General features: G+C 65.1%; 12 protein-coding genes and 2 pseudogenes. 7 read left to right on the forward strand and 7 right to left on the reverse strand.

Translation table 11 applies throughout. The annotated features are described in order from the left end of the window. Positions 1-76: 76 nt before the first annotated feature. Together BLT52_RS20565 and BLT52_RS20570 are read right to left on the reverse strand one after the other, a co-directional pair. Positions 77-2,311 carry a glycosyltransferase gene (locus BLT52_RS20565; RefSeq protein WP_157677290.1) on the reverse strand — a complete coding sequence of 745 codons (2,235 nt, stop codon included), beginning with the start codon at positions 2,309-2,311 and terminating at the stop codon, positions 77-79. Between the two features lie 116 nt (positions 2,312-2,427). Then, a complete protein-coding gene (locus BLT52_RS20570; RefSeq protein ID WP_331712552.1) occupies positions 2,428-3,480 on the reverse strand; it encodes an NAD-dependent epimerase/dehydratase family protein in 1,053 nt (350 codons plus the stop codon). Between the two features lie 392 nt (positions 3,481-3,872). On the opposite strand from BLT52_RS20570, the gene BLT52_RS20575 reads away from it, so the two are divergent. From BLT52_RS20575 to BLT52_RS20600, 6 genes and pseudogenes are all read left to right on the forward strand, one after another. Next, on the forward strand, positions 3,873-5,069 hold the full coding sequence (locus tag BLT52_RS20575; protein ID WP_090589426.1) for a DegT/DnrJ/EryC1/StrS family aminotransferase: 1,197 nt from the start codon (positions 3,873-3,875) through the stop codon (positions 5,067-5,069). Next, positions 5,066-5,689, forward strand: coding sequence for a sugar transferase (locus BLT52_RS20580; protein ID WP_090589429.1), 624 nt, complete (start codon positions 5,066-5,068; stop codon positions 5,687-5,689). The genes BLT52_RS20575 and BLT52_RS20580 overlap by 4 nt, the downstream gene beginning before the upstream one ends. Then, positions 5,686-6,330: a NeuD/PglB/VioB family sugar acetyltransferase gene (locus BLT52_RS20585; protein ID WP_157676884.1), complete on the forward strand. Its 645-nt coding sequence runs from the start codon at positions 5,686-5,688 to the stop codon at positions 6,328-6,330. The genes BLT52_RS20580 and BLT52_RS20585 overlap by 4 nt, the downstream gene beginning before the upstream one ends. A gap of 8 nt (positions 6,331-6,338) precedes the next feature. After that, positions 6,339-7,484, forward strand: coding sequence for a glycosyltransferase (locus tag BLT52_RS20590; protein WP_197679127.1), 1,146 nt, complete (start codon positions 6,339-6,341; stop codon positions 7,482-7,484). 46 nt (positions 7,485-7,530) lie between these two features. Further along, a complete protein-coding gene (locus BLT52_RS20595; protein WP_157676885.1) occupies positions 7,531-8,760 on the forward strand; it encodes an oligosaccharide flippase family protein in 1,230 nt (409 codons plus the stop codon). 365 nt (positions 8,761-9,125) lie between these two features. Continuing rightward, positions 9,126-10,298, forward strand: a pseudogene (locus BLT52_RS20600) (IS3 family transposase). Positions 10,299-10,624: 326 nt separating this feature from the next. Here the strand turns inward: BLT52_RS20600 and BLT52_RS20605 are convergent. Then, the gene (locus tag BLT52_RS20605; protein WP_090589436.1) at positions 10,625-11,329 is read right to left on the reverse strand and encodes an FkbM family methyltransferase; all 705 of its coding nucleotides are present in this window, start codon (positions 11,327-11,329) and stop codon (positions 10,625-10,627) included. A 614-nt stretch (positions 11,330-11,943) separates the two neighbouring features. Here BLT52_RS20605 and BLT52_RS20610 point away from each other — a divergent pair. Then, on the forward strand, positions 11,944-12,648 hold the full coding sequence (locus tag BLT52_RS20610; RefSeq protein WP_090589436.1) for an FkbM family methyltransferase: 705 nt from the start codon (positions 11,944-11,946) through the stop codon (positions 12,646-12,648). Between the two features lie 326 nt (positions 12,649-12,974). Here the strand turns inward: BLT52_RS20610 and BLT52_RS20615 are convergent. From BLT52_RS20615 to BLT52_RS21870, 4 genes and pseudogenes are all read right to left on the reverse strand, one after another. Beyond that, positions 12,975-14,147: pseudogene (locus BLT52_RS20615) on the reverse strand (IS3 family transposase). Between the two features lie 365 nt (positions 14,148-14,512). Next, a complete protein-coding gene (locus BLT52_RS20620; RefSeq protein ID WP_231946682.1) occupies positions 14,513-15,499 on the reverse strand; it encodes an oligosaccharide flippase family protein in 987 nt (328 codons plus the stop codon). Between the two features lie 288 nt (positions 15,500-15,787). Next, positions 15,788-16,021: a hypothetical protein gene (locus BLT52_RS20625; RefSeq protein ID WP_157677294.1), complete on the reverse strand. Its 234-nt coding sequence runs from the start codon at positions 16,019-16,021 to the stop codon at positions 15,788-15,790. A gap of 355 nt (positions 16,022-16,376) precedes the next feature. Continuing rightward, positions 16,377-16,961, reverse strand: a complete 585-nt coding sequence (locus tag BLT52_RS21870) for a glycosyltransferase (protein ID WP_407922640.1) — start codon at positions 16,959-16,961, stop codon at positions 16,377-16,379. Between the last annotated feature and the right edge of the window lie 215 nt (positions 16,962-17,176).

A 17,176-nucleotide genomic window follows, 5' to 3' on the forward strand; every position in this document is an offset into this window, starting at 1 on the left:
GCAGGTGACGGCGAGTAGCGCGCACACTGACGTGCGCTGCGTTGATAGGCCAGGGGCGCGTTGAGCCAGAGCGGGACTAGGCACGCCACAGGTCCTGAAATCGTGCTGCCACGGTCACGACATCGAAGGGTCCACCGACCAGCTGATCGTGACTTCGCAAACGCGCCTCCTCGGTGAGTCGGACCTCAAGGGCTGAGCCGATCGCTGATGCCCACGTAGCCTCGCCATCCCAGTCCAGGGAGAGGATCTTGATCCCGTCAAGGTGAGTGGACAGGTAGACCGCCCCTGGCACGTCTGAGGCCACTACAGGAGTGCCCATGGCCCGCGCTTCGATGATCACGCCTGGCAACCCCTCCAGCGACGACGTGAACAACAGCAGGTCGGCCGACCCGAGGACGTCGGCGACGTCAGGTCGCTCCCCGAGGAAGACCACCTCATCACCGATACCGAGCTCTCGGGCGAGCGATAGCAACTGCCCCCGGTTGGTCCGCGACTGGTCCACCGATGCACCGTCGCGACCCACGAATGCCAGCACGCCGACGCCGCCGGCGCGCCGGTGCGCGGCAAAGTAGCGTACGGCGCCCTCACGGTTCTTGGTTGGGATATCGGCGCGGCCAACGTGCACGATCACGGGCACAGCAGGGTCGTCGGTCACTTCGTGGCGCACGTCGCTGCGACGACGTGGGTCGAGGAAACGAAGGTCCACCCCGTTCGGAATCACCTCTACCGGGACGCTGACGGTTGTGCTTCCGTCGGCCACCTTGGACACCGTGGAGGGCGAAACGCCGACGATCTGTGTCGCGCTGAGGATAAGGAGTCGTTTCATCAAGGTGCGTCGCAGCCTACGCAGCCACGTGGTCTCCGGTTGACCGTCAGAGCGGAAGTGGGCGATGCGGGTGCGGACACCCGCCAGCATGGCGAGCAGCAGTAGTGGCCCCGACACGTACTGGATGTTGGAGTGTACAACCCGCGCCCGATCGTCGCGCAGCAGACGAATGAAACGGGCAGGGAAGCCAGGGCTATAGATCCGCAGCGGGGTCAACACGGCACCAGCCCGACGGTAATCGTCGCCGAGCGTGCCGACCCGTCCAGAGAGCAGGACAACACGATGACTGATCTCCCGGTCAGAGCACCCCTTGATCAGCTCAAGCGTGCGGACCTCCGCTCCACCGCGGTCGAGTGAGCCCAGGAGGTGGACCACACGGTGGCCTGATGGCCGCGGCCCCTGGTCAGCCGCATCGTGCGCGGTGGGCGCTGCGGCGAAGCGGCCGATGAAGCTGGCCAGCCGTGAAGTCGACGACAGCTGGCCAACGACCCGCGCCCGTTCCTGGTTCATCGCTCCCTGCCGCAGGGCTTCATTCGGCGCATCGCAGACAGCTGCGATCCGGCGCGCTAGCTCCTCCACGTCGTCGACTGGGACGACGTACTCGGCGTCGAGCAACTCGGGTATACCACCAGCACTGCTCCCGATGCACGGGAGCTGTCGTGCCATGGCCTCGATCAGCGCACGTGGCACCCCCTCCGTTCGCGACGGCTGCACATAGACGTCGCTGCAGTCCAATAGCGCGCGCACGAGGGTGACGTCGCCGACGTGACCGTGAAAGACGACTTGGTCTTCCACCAAAAGGTCACGCGCCAGCTGGCGTATCAGTGGCTGGTAGCGTCCGTCGCCAACTAGGTGAAGCTCAACCGGACACCCCAACCGGTTCAGTTGAGCCACTGCACGAACTAGCAAGTCGTGCCCCTTGTACAGCTGGTCCTGAGACCCGATGGAGATAATTCTGAATCCGGTCGCCCCGAGCGGGCGCCGATGCGTCGCGAACGAGTCCTCGGTCAACTGGACGTTCGACCGCGCCAGCTGGAGGCTCCCCGGATGCGCTGGGTAGATCCGCTGCAGGAAGCCTTGCGACACATAGATCACCGCGTCGGCAGCGGCGACCTGTCTTCTCATTGCCATCGTCGCCACCTGGGCAACGGCAATGCCGACCGAGCCGAGAGCGCCTGCTCTCAGCACGCCCCCGACGTCGCCGACGACGTTGGCCAGGAATGGACGCCGTAGCTTCCGGGACCACCGCAGCAACTCGCCTGCCAACAGACCGGGCAGCTTGCCACCGAAGTGCGCGGACCGGTCGGGTGTCGCGCGACGGATGGAGGACCGCAACTTCACCAGCGAGAACAGGGCTTGGACCGGCCCCTCATAGAACGGAAGGCGCGCGACCGTGACCCCAGGGCCCTCGACGGGTCGTCCGCTTAGGGTGCCACTCGCCCTCACCCTAGCGAGCACAACCACCTCGTCGAAGTGTTGCAGCATCGGGCCATAACCCTCGTACCAGTCGCCCGGGTGCGGTGACCGCACGACGTGATCGGGGCCGGCTTCCAGGCGAGACTCTGTTGCGAAGTAGAGGCGCCTTCCCGCAGCCACCGTGGTCACCGTGCCAACAGGCTCTGACGCATCCAGTCGACGGTGGCCGTGATTCCCTGCTCAAGCGGCACCGCAGTGATCTCGGGGAACAATCTGCGCAGACGAGCCGTGTCCGCGTGCGAGTCACGCACGTCACCGGGACGCACCGCCGTGTGCTCGATCAGGAGTGGCCGCCCAGTCTCACGCTCGATCATCTCAATCACATCCAACAGAGAGCTTCGGCTGCCGAGGGCCAGGTTGACAGGTTCAGCCGAGCGCCGCTGCTCTCGCGCAGCGAGGGATAAAACCTCGGTGACAGTGTCGACGAAAGTGAAGTCCCGAGTTTGCAGACCGTCGCCGTGGACCGTCAGCGCTTCACCCCGCAGCGCCCGGCTGGTGAACTCGGGCACCACTGCGGCGTAAGCGTGGCCGGCCGCCTGCCGCGGGCCATAAACATTGAAGAACCGAAAGGGGAGGACGCTAACCCCGTACACCGCTTGGTAAGACAGGGCGTACGACTCTGCGGCCAACTTGCTCACGGCGTAGGGACTGATCGGCATCGGCCGCTGGTCCTCGACCCGAGGGAGGACGGGGTTGGCACCGTAGACAGAGGATGACGACGCCAACACGACATGCGAGTGGGATGCGCGCGCCGCCTCGAGCACAGCGAGAGAACCAGTCGCATTTGCATGGTGGCTGGCTAGCGGGTCCTTTATGGACCTGGGGACGGACGGCCGTGCCGCTAGGTGAACGATCGCGTGAGCATCCGCAGCAGCGCGGGTCAGCGCTTCAGGATCAAGGATCGAACCCTCGATGATCTCGACGTCCACACCGTCGAGGTTGGACCTGAAGCCGCTGAAGAAGTCGTCGATCACGGTGACTCGCTCCACTCCGTCTGACAGGAGCCTGCGGACAAGATTCGAGCCGATGAACCCAGCTCCGCCTGTGACGAGAATCTTCAACTGCCTGCCCCTTTTCCTGATCTGATACTGGTGCACATCCGTGAACCCAGAGCCGCAGTCCGACCGCCGGTATCGAGCGGGCCGTGACGGGACGCGCTTGCTCCCCAACCGCCGCACCGCACCAACTCAGTCCGGTGCCGCATCGGCGCTGGTCCCGCCACTTGCCTGCGCCTCGAGCATGGCCTCTTGGTCACTGACTCACGACTGGACACACTGGCGCCCACGGCGAGCTAGCGCCTACTCGCAGTCTATCGGCACTCAACCTCGAGATGGCGAGTCGGACAGCAGGTAGCACTTCCCTGCGGAGAGTACGCGAAGGAAAGTGTTGGTTACGCGCATGCAAGCGTCGCTGAACACCTTGCGCGGCACAACCGTGCAGTTCCTGCCCCGGCGCCGAGAGGGCTAGACTCATTGGCGAGCCTCTGACCGCGACACACGTCTGGCAGGTCAGCAGAACTAGCCGCGGGAGACTGTATGGATCGTCGACAGGGAAGTGAGTGTGCGGCCACGTGAATTCCGTTCCCGCAGACGGTGATGACACCCACGCAGGATGGCCTGAACGCATCTACTTGTCCCCGCCTGACGTGGGTGTGGCCGAAGAAGCCGCAGTCATCCGGGCGATCAGGTCTGGATGGGTAGCGCCGCTCGGCCCAGACGTGGACGCGTTCGAGCAAGAACTTGCACAGGCCACCGGCCGCAAGCATGCGGTCGCACTCTCTTCGGGTACCGCCGCCCTGCATCTGTCGCTGTTGAACCTCGGTGTTGGGCCCGGTGATGTTGTCATCACGGCCAGCATGACCTTTGCGGCCACGGCCAACGCCATCACCTACACCGGCGCGACACCCGTCTTCGTGGATTCCGACGTCACTGGGTGCATCGACCCCGACCTCCTAGCCAGCGCACTCGAGGACCAGGTCGCCCGTCGAGGCGACGTCGCGGCGATCGTCCCCGTCGATCTGCTAGGACAGGTGGCGGACTACAGGCGGATCGACGAGGTGGCCGCACAGCACGGGGTTCCGGTTGTCGCTGACGCGGCCGAGTCGTTCGGAGCACGACGCGGAGGTCGACCCGCCGGCAGCGCCGGGGTTGCGGCGGCGCTGTCGTTCAACGGGAACAAGATCATGACTACGTCGGGCGGCGGCGCGCTGGTTACCGACAACGAGGAGTTCGCCGCTCGCGCTCGCTACCTCGCGACCCAGGCCCGTCAGCCGTTGCCGCACTACGAACACATCGACATCGGATACAACTACCGGTTGTCCAACCTGCTGGCGGCCTTGGGGCGTGCTCAGCTCGTGCGGCTGGAGTCCATGATCCAACGGCGTCGGTCCTGGCGTCGTCACTACGGTGAAGTTTTCGCGCACGTCGACGGAGTGAGGATCCTCGGCGCTACCGGGTGGGCCGACGAGTCCGTGGACCGGGATAACTATTGGTTGACCTGCATCATGGTTGACCCGGTGGCGGCCGGGTGGTCAACGCAAGAACTGCACCAGTGGTTGACCGAACGCAACATCGAGGCTCGGCCCATGTGGAAGCCGATGCACCAGCAGCCGGTGTTCGCCGCCGCGCCATCCTACATCACCGGGGTGAGCGACGCCATGTTCGCCACCGGGCTCTCGCTGCCGAGCGGTTCGGCCCTGACCGAGGCACAGTTCGACCGCATCACTTGTTCGATCAGTGAATTCCTCCGAAGAGTGCCGCGGCGATGACCCGATACGACCGCAGCAAGCGAGCGCTGGATGTAGTCGGGGGTTGCATGGGCCTACTGGTCACCGCCCCACTCCAGCTTGCCATCGCCACAGCTGTCCGGACACAACTCGGCGCACCCGTACTCTTCCGGCAGAGACGTCCCGGTCGAGAGGGGGAAGACTTCTCCCTGCTCAAGTTCCGAACGATGTTGCCAGTAGATGAATTGCGACATCAGGTGCGCGACGCGGATCGGATGACCAAGTTGGGGCGCTTCCTACGAGCTACGAGTCTCGACGAGCTGCCAAGCCTGTGGAACGTCATCGTAGGGGACATGAGTTTCGTCGGCCCGCGGCCTCTGCTGACGGAGTACCTTGACCTGTACACGCCCTTCCAGGCCCGACGACACGAGGTTCGACCCGGGATCACCGGGCTGGCGCAGGTGGCTGGACGCAATCGGGTGAGCTGGGAGGACCGTTTCGTCCTGGACGTTGAGTACGTCGAGCGCCGGTCATTCTGGCTGGACGCGAGCATTCTGTGCCGGACGGTGGTCACTGTCGCTTCTGGCCGGGGCGTCACTTCCGCAGACCACGTGACTGCGGAGCCCTTTCGTGGTTCAAGTCAGGCCGGGACAGCAACGTGAGCAGCCCGCTGGTCATCGTCGGGGCAGGCGGCGTAGGACGCGAGATCGTTGAGCTGGTGAGCGCGATCAACCGGTACCACGGCCACGCCCATGAGCTGCGTGGAGTGGTTGACGATTCCCTCTCCCCCGCCAATGCCCGCCGTCTGGCGGCCGCTGGCGTTCCGTTCCTAGGACGAATCGCCGACCTCCCTGGCAGGGAGGCGGTGGCATGCAACTTCGTAGTAGGCATCGCCAACCCCCAGGTCAGACGCACCCTGAGCGGCATCATGATCGACAAGGGTCATAGCCCCGTCGTGCTGGTGCATCCTGACGCAACACTCGGAAGGAGCGTCCACCTGGAGCCCGGCGCCGTGATCTGCGCCGGGGCGCGTCTGACGGCGAACATCCTTGTCGGAGAGCACGTGAACGTGCACGTCAACGCCACGGTCGGGCACGATTCCCGACTCGGGGCCTATGCGTCGCTCTACCCGCAGGCCGCGGTCTCCGGGGATTGCCGGATCGGCGCCAGTGCAACGGTAGGGGCCTCCGCCACCGTCCTGCAGGGCCTCTCAGTCGGTACGCAGGCGTTCGTTGGCGCGGGGGCTGTAGTTGTCCGCGACGTCCCCGACCGTCTTGTGGTCAAGGGCGTACCAGCCCGGTGAGGCACCTGGTGGTCGCGGTCAAGACGGTCGAGGGCGGCCTATGGGTGCTACCGCAGGTCCGGGAGGCCTGCCGTCGGGGAGCGAAGGTCACGGTCATCACGCCAACAGGCGAAGGGCGTCTCACCCGGGCCCTCGCCCAGCTCGCGAAAGAGGAGCCGGGCGTCACGCATGTACCGTCGCCATACGACTTCACCTTTCGCCGCCCCTGGCGCGTGCCCGTCGGACTGTTCCGACTGCGTCGCCTCTTGCGGCGCCTCAACCCTGATGCGGTCCTCTATCATCTGTACGCCACCGCACTCGCTGTTCGGCTCGCCACGCTGGGACTTCAATTGCGTCGCGTGTACATGGTGGCGGGGCCCTTGTATCTCGATGCCCCGCTGATCCGGTGGGTCGAACGATTCCTCTCCCGGCTTGATGACGTGATCATCTGCGGCAGCGAACACACCCGGCGTCGCTACCTCGCCCTCGGGCTTCCGCCGGACCGACTGCGGGCGATCCCCTACGGTGTCGACCTCTCCGCGTACGAGCAGGCCCCCGCAGAGGCCGTCCACCGAGAGCGTCTAGGGCTGAAGGCTCATTCCTTTGTCGCCGTGATGGTGGCCTACGTCTACGCCCCCAAGCGCATCGTGCACCGAGGTGAGGGCATCAAGGGTCACCGCCACCTGCTCGAGGCCTGGCAAGTTTTTCACGCGCAGCACCCGGAAACGGAACTGCTTCTGGTAGGTAGCGGATTCGACTCCGCTGGCGAACATCACCGTCAGCACCTGAAGGACATCTTCATGTCCGGCAGCCAGTCGCACGGGATCCATTGGCTGGACTCAGTCGAGGACGTACGCGATGCCTATGGTGTTGCCGACGTCAGCGTCAGTCCGTCGCTTTCGGAGAATCACGGCGCGGTGCTGGAAGCGTCGTCTATGGGGGTGCCCAGCATCGTCAGCGACGCCGGCGCGCTGCCTGAGACGGTGAGCAGCGCATCCGGATGGATCTTCCACGCGGGAGACACCCTGGAGCTGGGCCACCGCTTGGAGGCCGCCTTCGCCGAGTGGAAGTCAGTTGGCCTTGAGCGGCGCGGCCAGTACGCCCGAGAGCTGATGGTCGAACGGTTCGACCTGTCGGCACTGGTGCGCCTCGTCATCGACTGCACCGATGTCTAGGCCTTCACGGCTGGTTCAGCAGTCGGCCCGCACTGCAGTGTGGGCCGTGGTCGGCGTCGCATGTTCGCTGCTCTCCGGAATCGCGACTGCCCGCATGCTCGGGGCCAGCGACCGGGGAACCCTGGCAGTGGCGCTGACCGTGGTGGGTCTACTCTCACTCATCGGGGCGCTGGGTAGCAATGTCGCCTTCCGAATGCTGCTCCCTAGCGACGGCCGAGTCACCATCGCCGCCTTCGGCCGACTGACGACCAAGTTGGCACTCCCGAACGTGGCGGCTCTCTTGATCCTGATGGTCGTCTTCTCTCACCGCGTCGATCGCCAGCTCTCCGATCCAGTCATCCTTGTATGCGTGGCCGTGCTCGGTGTGACGATGTTCTTCTCCAACCAGGTGCTTGACTGCTTCAATGCCCTTCACCAGTCTCACCGCGCCGCTCGACTTAATGCCCTTGGAGCCTTGTCGACGGCGATCCTGAACCTTCTGTGCTGGATAGCAGGCTTCACCCTCACCGCGGCACTACTCTGCTACGCGGCCGGATTCGCGCTTCGCACCGGCATCGGCCTCATCTTGTTGCACCGGGCACCGGAGACGCGACACACCGAAGAAGGCCCCGGAGGTCAGTTGCTGATGCTGTCAGCTGGATTGCCGCTGATGGGTGGAAACCTAGGTCAACTGGTGATGCTGCGGCTGGATCAGGTGCTGGTTGGCGTGCTCCTGGGGAGTTCCGCAGCAGGAATCTACGCGGTGGCCAGCATCCCCGCCGGCGTGCTGGCCGTGGTGTCGAGTGCAATTGGGCAGGTGGTGTTGGCTGAGGCCGCGCGCGGACTGCTGAGCAAGGGAGCCCTGGTGCGGCTGACCCTTCAGGCGTCGGGACTCACCCTTGCTCTAGCCGTTACCGGGGCTGCGTTGGCGCCTTGGCTCTTGCCGCTCCTCTTCGGGGCCGAGTTCAGCGACTCAACGCGGACCGCGCAGGTGCTTCTTTTCGCGCAGGTCGCACTCGCCCCCTTCCTCATCCTCAACAGAGCGGCAGTCGGCTACGGGATGGTCAGATGGTCAGGGTTGACTGGCTTGGCAGGCGCGGTGACGCTCATCGTGACGGTGCTGCTGCTGGTTCCCCAGTTCGGTGTGGTGGGGGCCGGAGGCGCAGCCACTCTCACGTTTGCTGTTGCGACGACGGTGACCGCCGTGGGTCTTGCCGTGCGGCGACCTTGGGCCCATGGCTCGGAGCACCAGCGTGCCCGTGGCCGTGAGGAATCGGCCCCTCCGGCCACGATGTGACTTAAAGCGGTCATCACTTCCGCCACCCGCATCGGACCAGCATCGAGTGCAACAGCGAGCGTAACCATGATCGACGCCATAGAGCACACCTGTCGCTGTACTCGTCGACGCGCTTGTCGCCTTCGCATACTTGGCATCGTTCCCATGGCCGCGCGCCGCGCGGGAAGCCGAAACCTAGGTCGGGTGGTGGGTTCACCGCTACGGCTGCACCGGCGCGCCGCGCCGGACGCATTATCGGAGCTGAGCCCGAGCAAAGCCCGCCGCGTCGCGGGCGCACGGCCTGCCGGAGGGCGTCTGGGACTGCTGAGAGTTCGGTTGTCACCTGACCTGTGGCGATGGGAGTCGCCGCTGGAAGGATGTCGACCATGCCCGCTCCCCATCCCAAGGAGTTCCGCGACGACGTCGTCGCTGTCGCACGGCGCGGTGAAGCACCGATCGCTCAGATCGCCAAGGACTTCGGGATCAGCGAGTCCTGCCTGCGCAACTGGCTGACCAAGGCCGATGTGGAGGACGGCGTGAAGCCCGGTGTCACCACCGCAGAGAACGTCGAGCTACGCGAGGCCCGCCGCAAGATCCGCCTGCTCGAGCAGGAGAACGAGGTCTTACGCAGAGCCGCGGCCTACCTGTCACAGGCGAACCTGAAACTGGGCCAGTCCCCAAAATGACGTTCCCGCTGGTCCGTGACCTTGCCGCTGACGGAGTACCCGTCGCGGTGACCCGTCGGGTGCTGGGCTTCTCTCGCCAGGCGTTCTACGCCTGGGACAACCACCCGATCAGCGATCGAGATCTCAGCGACGCCTACCTGACCAACGCCGCCATCGAGATCCACGTTGAGGACCCCGAGTACGGCTACCGGTTCGTGGCCGACGAGCTCGCCACCGCCGGCCACGCCGCCTCCGAGCGCAGGATCTGGCGACTGTGCTCCACAGCCGAGATCTTCTCCACCCACAGCCGCCGGCGCGGGCCGGCCAAGCGTCCCGGTCCACCGGTCCACGACGACCTGGTGCAACGCGACTTCACCGCAGACGCGCCCAACCAGCTGTGGCTGACCGACATCACCGAGCACCACACCGACGAGGGCAAGCTCTACCTCTGCGCGGTCAAGGACGTGTTCTCCGCGCGCATCGTGGGCTACTCGATCGATGCCCGGATATAGACCCGCATCGCCGTGAACGCGCTGTCCAGCGCTGTGAGTCGGCGCGGCGGCAGCGTCGCGGTGTCAGGCTGCACGCTCCACTCCGACCGAGGTAGCCAGTTCAGGTCCAGGCGATTCGTCGAGGCGCTCAAGCACCACGGCCTGACCGGGTCGATGGGGCGCGTGGGCGCAGCCGGTGACAACGCGGCGATTGGAGTCGTTCTTCGCACTGCCACAGAAGAACGTCCTCAATCGGCAGCGTTGGCGCACCCGCCAAGAGCTCCGGCTCGCGATCGTGACCTGGATCGAACGGACCTACCACCGCCGACGCCGACAACGCACCCTCGGCAAGCTCACCCCGATCGAGTTTGAGACCATCTACGCAGCCGCTGACGCGGCCTGAACCCCACTCACCAAGAGTGACAACCAGACCGTCAGCAGTCCTCTGGCTCAGGGCCGAGCGTCCACGTGCCGCCGGAAGTTCTCGGGGTGACGCTCGAAAGAAGTGCCGACGACGCAGGCAAGTGCGTCTTGGTCCCATCCGCACCAGCTCAACGGTCGGCCGTGATCGGCGTGCATGAGTCCACTTCGGGGACACCTGAGGGGGCGAAACGGGCCCTTGAGTACCTTCGCAGATCACTTCCGGGTTCCAACTTCACACGTGCGGCACCACAATCACGTTCACCCTGACTACACCTTGGTATGGGAAGGCGTGGTACGACGAGCGCGCTATACCCTTTCACCCTTGGCCACGTCAACATCGCTTCGGAGAAGCCGCTGCTTCAGCGGATACAACCGTCTTCGTACAGCGTGTTCTCGACGGCGTAGCACTTTGAACCGTAGGTCGCGTGTCCGGCGGTTACCCTCCACCCACTGAAGCCAGTTTCGCGTCCCCCGGATCACCCCTCCGAACTGAATCTCCTCCGCCGACTGGAAGTCGACGCCGCTGGCCACCAGCTGGGCCCGAACGGCAGGCTCCCGATGACTGAGGCTCGGCGCCTTCCGCACGTCGAAGTGCACCAGTAGGTGGTCGATCTTGGCGAGCTCACCCGATCCGAACAGTCGGTCGATCAGGTCCGCCTCAGCACCTTCGACGTTGATCTTCGCGTACACCTGGTCGCTGTCGCTCACGTTCTCAGCGAACCAGACCGCAGCGTCTCGGAACGCGCAGTCAGCCGAGTCTGTGATCGGGTTCTTGTCGAAAGCAGTCGACGCACCCACATCTCCAGGATTGTGCAGCGTCATCGTCGCGTCCTCGCTCCACAGTCCGAAACGGCAGATCTCGACCCGCTCATCTGCCAGCGCCTCGATCCGCGGCCAGCACACAGGCGCCGGCTCGAAGCACACGATCCGGTCGAAATGCCACTTCGGATCTCGGACAACCGCCAACGTCTCACCGATGTGAGCACCGATGTCCAAGAACACCTTCGCCACGAAACCTCATTTGGATAAGGCGAGGCCATGCGGAGGGACTTCGAGCAACCCTGCGACCTCGCGAACGCTCCCCCGAGCAGTGGCTCGCAATCTACCATCTTGGGCGGAGCGGACCCGGATGAGACGTCGACCAATCGACGGGGTAGCACCTACCCCTGACGTGTCGAACGTGCCGTCACAGGGGTGGCCGGAGACTTCAAGGCCCTAGGGGTCCGCACTCAAGACACCGGGGTCGACCTTCGGGAGCATGTCGGCAAGTGATGAGCCGTCCGCTGAACGCGTGTTCGCGGTGCACCGGCACCCCACCCACTGGCGGCTGAGATCGACCGCGGTCACCTCAGCCGACGAGGCTCATCACTTGCCGACATGCTCCCGAAGGTCGACCCGGTGTCTTGAGTGCGGACCCCTAGGGCCTTGAAGTCTCCGGCCACCCCTGTGACGGCACGTTCGACACGTCAGGGGTAGGTGCTACCCCGTCGATTGGTCGACGTCTCATCCGGGTCCGCTCCGCCCAAGATGGTAGATTGCGAGCCACTGCTCGGGGGAGCGTTCGCGAGGTCGCAGGGTTGCTCGAAGTCCCTCCGCATGGCCTCGCCTTATCCAAATGAGGTTTCGTGGCGAAGGTGTTCTTGGACATCGGTGCTCACATCGGTGAGACGTTGGCGGTTGTCCGAGATCCGAAGTGGCATTTCGACCGGATCGTGTGCTTCGAGCCGGCGCCTGTGTGCTGGCCGCGGATCGAGGCGCTGGCAGATGAGCGGGTCGAGATCTGCCGTTTCGGACTGTGGAGCGAGGACGCGACGATGACGCTGCACAATCCTGGAGATGTGGGTGCGTCGACTGCTTTCGACAAGAACCCGATCACAGACTCGGCTGACTGCGCGTTCCGAGACGCTGCGGTCTGGTTCGCTGAGAACGTGAGCGACAGCGACCAGGTGTACGCGAAGATCAACGTCGAAGGTGCTGAGGCGGACCTGATCGACCGACTGTTCGGATCGGGTGAGCTCGCCAAGATCGACCACCTACTGGTGCACTTCGACGTGCGGAAGGCGCCGAGCCTCAGTCATCGGGAGCCTGCCGTTCGGGCCCAGCTGGTGGCCAGCGGCGTCGACTTCCAGTCGGCGGAGGAGATTCAGTTCGGAGGGGTGATCCGGGGGACGCGAAACTGGCTTCAGTGGGTGGAGGGTAACCGCCGGACACGCGACCTACGGTTCAAAGTGCTACGCCGTCGAGAACACGCTGTACGAAGACGGTTGTATCCGCTGAAGCAGCGGCTTCTCCGAAGCGATGTTGACGTGGCCAAGGGTGAAAGGGTATAGCGCGCTCGTCGTACCACGCCTTCCCATACCAAGGTGTAGTCAGGGTGAACGTGATTGTGGTGCCGCACGTGTGAAGTTGGAACCCGGAAGTGATCTGCGAAGGTACTCAAGGGCCCGTTTCGCCCCCTCAGGTGTCCCCGAAGTGGACTCATGCACGCCGATCACGGCCGACCGTTGAGCTGGTGCGGATGGGACCAAGACGCACTTGCCTGCGTCGTCGGCACTTCTTTCGAGCGTCACCCCGAGAACTTCCGGCGGCACGTGGACGCTCGGCCCTGAGCCAGAGGACTGCTGACGGTCTGGTTGTCACTCTTGGTGAGTGGGGTTCAGGCCGCGTCAGCGGCTGCGTAGATGGTCTCAAACTCGATCGGGGTGAGCTTGCCGAGGGTGCGTTGTCGGCGTCGGCGGTGGTAGGTCCGTTCGATCCAGGTCACGATCGCGAGCCGGAGCTCTTGGCGGGTGCGCCAACGCTGCCGATTGAGGACGTTCTTCTGTGGCAGTGCGAAGAACGACTCCAATCGCCGCGTTGTCACCGGCTGCGCCCACGCGCCCCATCGACCCGGTCAGGCCGTGGTGCTTGAGCGCCTCGACGAATCGCCTGGACCTGAACTGGCTACCTCGGTCGGAGTGGAGCGTGCAGCCTGACACCGCGACGCTGCCGCCGCGCCGACTCACAGCGCTGGACAGCGCGTTCACGGCGATGCGGGTCTATATCCGGGCATCGATCGAGTAGCCCACGATGCGCGCGGAGAACACGTCCTTGACCGCGCAGAGGTAGAGCTTGCCCTCGTCGGTGTGGTGCTCGGTGATGTCGGTCAGCCACAGCTGGTTGGGCGCGTCTGCGGTGAAGTCGCGTTGCACCAGGTCGTCGTGGACCGGTGGACCGGGACGCTTGGCCGGCCCGCGCCGGCGGCTGTGGGTGGAGAAGATCTCGGCTGTGGAGCACAGTCGCCAGATCCTGCGCTCGGAGGCGGCGTGGCCGGCGGTGGCGAGCTCGTCGGCCACGAACCGGTAGCCGTACTCGGGGTCCTCAACGTGGATCTCGATGGCGGCGTTGGTCAGGTAGGCGTCGCTGAGATCTCGATCGCTGATCGGGTGGTTGTCCCAGGCGTAGAACGCCTGGCGAGAGAAGCCCAGCACCCGACGGGTCACCGCGACGGGTACTCCGTCAGCGGCAAGGTCACGGACCAGCGGGAACGTCATTTTGGGGACTGGCCCAGTTTCAGGTTCGCCTGTGACAGGTAGGCCGCGGCTCTGCGTAAGACCTCGTTCTCCTGCTCGAGCAGGCGGATCTTGCGGCGGGCCTCGCGTAGCTCGACGTTCTCTGCGGTGGTGACACCGGGCTTCACGCCGTCCTCCACATCGGCCTTGGTCAGCCAGTTGCGCAGGCAGGACTCGCTGATCCCGAAGTCCTTGGCGATCTGAGCGATCGGTGCTTCACCGCGCCGTGCGACAGCGACGACGTCGTCGCGGAACTCCTTGGGATGGGGAGCGGGCATGGTCGACATCCTTCCAGCGGCGACTCCCATCGCCACAGGTCAGGTGACAACCGAACTCTCAGCAGTCCCAGACGCCCTCCGGCAGGCCGTGCGCCCGCGACGCGGCGGGCTTTGCTCGGGCTCAGCTCCGATAATGCGTCCGGCGCGGCGCGCCGGTGCAGCCGTAGCGGTGAACCCACCACCCGACCTAGGTTTCGGCTTCCCGCGCGGCGCGCGGCCATGGGAACGATGCCAAGTATGCGAAGGCGACAAGCGCGTCGACGAGTACAGCGACAGGTGTGCTCTATGGCGTCGATCATGGTTACGCTCGCTGTTGCACTCGATGCTGGTCCGATGCGGGTGGCGGAAGTGATGACCGCTTTAAGTCACATCGTGGCCGGAGGGGCCGATTCCTCACGGCCACGGGCACGCTGGTGCTCCGAGCCATGGGCCCAAGGTCGCCGCACGGCAAGACCCACGGCGGTCACCGTCGTCGCAACAGCAAACGTGAGAGTGGCTGCGCCTCCGGCCCCCACCACACCGAACTGGGGAACCAGCAGCAGCACCGTCACGATGAGCGTCACCGCGCCTGCCAAGCCAGTCAACCCTGACCATCTGACCATCCCGTAGCCGACTGCCGCTCTGTTGAGGATGAGGAAGGGGGCGAGTGCGACCTGCGCGAAAAGAAGCACCTGCGCGGTCCGCGTTGAGTCGCTGAACTCGGCCCCGAAGAGGAGCGGCAAGAGCCAAGGCGCCAACGCAGCCCCGGTAACGGCTAGAGCAAGGGTGAGTCCCGACGCCTGAAGGGTCAGCCGCACCAGGGCTCCCTTGCTCAGCAGTCCGCGCGCGGCCTCAGCCAACACCACCTGCCCAATTGCACTCGACACCACGGCCAGCACGCCGGCGGGGATGCTGGCCACCGCGTAGATTCCTGCTGCGGAACTCCCCAGGAGCACGCCAACCAGCACCTGATCCAGCCGCAGCATCACCAGTTGACCTAGGTTTCCACCCATCAGCGGCAATCCAGCTGACAGCATCAGCAACTGACCTCCGGGGCCTTCTTCGGTGTGTCGCGTCTCCGGTGCCCGGTGCAACAAGATGAGGCCGATGCCGGTGCGAAGCGCGAATCCGGCCGCGTAGCAGAGTAGTGCCGCGGTGAGGGTGAAGCCTGCTATCCAGCACAGAAGGTTCAGGATCGCCGTCGACAAGGCTCCAAGGGCATTAAGTCGAGCGGCGCGGTGAGACTGGTGAAGGGCATTGAAGCAGTCAAGCACCTGGTTGGAGAAGAACATCGTCACACCGAGCACGGCCACGCATACAAGGATGACTGGATCGGAGAGCTGGCGATCGACGCGGTGAGAGAAGACGACCATCAGGATCAAGAGAGCCGCCACGTTCGGGAGTGCCAACTTGGTCGTCAGTCGGCCGAAGGCGCGATGGTGACTCGGCCGTCGCTAGGGAGCAGCATTCGGAAGGCGACATTGCTACCCAGCGCCCCGATGAGTGAGAGTAGACCCACCACGGTCAGCGCCACTGCCAGGGTTCCCCGGTCGCTGGCCCCGAGCATGCGGGCAGTCGCGATTCCGGAGAGCAGCGAACATGCGACGCCGACCACGGCCCACACTGCAGTGCGGGCCGACTGCTGAACCAGCCGTGAAGGCCTAGACATCGGTGCAGTCGATGACGAGGCGCACCAGTGCCGACAGGTCGAACCGTTCGACCATCAGCTCTCGGGCGTACTGGCCGCGCCGCTCAAGGCCAACTGACTTCCACTCGGCGAAGGCGGCCTCCAAGCGGTGGCCCAGCTCCAGGGTGTCTCCCGCGTGGAAGATCCATCCGGATGCGCTGCTCACCGTCTCAGGCAGCGCGCCGGCGTCGCTGACGATGCTGGGCACCCCCATAGACGACGCTTCCAGCACCGCGCCGTGATTCTCCGAAAGCGACGGGACTGACGCTGACGTCGGCAACACCATAGGCATCGCGTACGTCCTCGACTGAGTCCAGCCAATGGATCCCGTGCGACTGGCTGCCGGACATGAAGATGTCCTTCAGGTGCTGACGGTGATGTTCGCCAGCGGAGTCGAATCCGCTACCTACCAGAAGCAGTTCCGTTTCCGGTGCTGCGCGTGAAAAACTTGCCAGGCTCGAGCAGGTGGCGGTGACCCTTGATGCCCTCACCTCGGTGCACGATGCGCTTGGGGGCGTAGACGTAGGCCACCATCACGGCGACAAAGGAATGAGCCTTCAGCCCTAGACGCTCTCGGTGGACGGCCTCTGCGGGGCCTGCTCGTACGCGGAGAGGTCGACACCGTAGGGATCGCCCGCAGTCGGTCCGGCGGAAGCCCGAGGGCGAGGGTAGCGACGCCGGGTGTGTTCGCTGCCGCAGATGATCACGTCATCAAGCCGGGAGAGGAATCGTTCGACCCACCGGATCAGCGGGGCATCGAGATACAAGGGCCCCCCACCATGTACACGCGACGCATTGAAGTCCCAGCGTGGCGAGCCGAACAGCGAGTGCGGTGGCGTACAGATGATAGAGGACGCATCAGGGTTGAGGCGCCGCAAGAGGCGACGCAGTCGGAACAGTCCGACGGGCACGCGCCAGGGGCGGCGAAAGGTGAAGTCGTATGGCGACGGTACATGCGTGACGCCCGGCTCCTCTTTCGCGAGCTGGGCGAGGGCCCGGGTGAGACGCCCTTCGCCTGTTGGCGTGATGACCGTGACCTTCGCTCCCCGACGGCAGGCCTCCCGGACCTGCGGTAGCACCCATAGGCCGCCCTCGACCGTCTTGACCGCGACACCAGGTGCCTCACGGGCTGGTACGCCCTTGACCACAAGACGGTCGGGGACGTCGCGGACAACTACCAGCCCCCGCGCCAACGAACGCCTGCGTACCGACTGAGAGGCCCTGCAGGACGGTGGCGGAGGCCCCTACCGTTGCACTGGCGCCGATCCGGCAATCCCCGGAGACCGCGGCCTGCGGGTAGAGCGACGCATAGGCCCCGAGTCGGGAATCGTGCCGACCGTGGCGTTGACGTGCACGTTCACGT

The sequence above is a fragment of the Auraticoccus monumenti genome (assembly GCF_900101785.1).
Lineage (GTDB): Bacteria > Actinomycetota > Actinomycetes > Propionibacteriales > Propionibacteriaceae > Auraticoccus > Auraticoccus monumenti.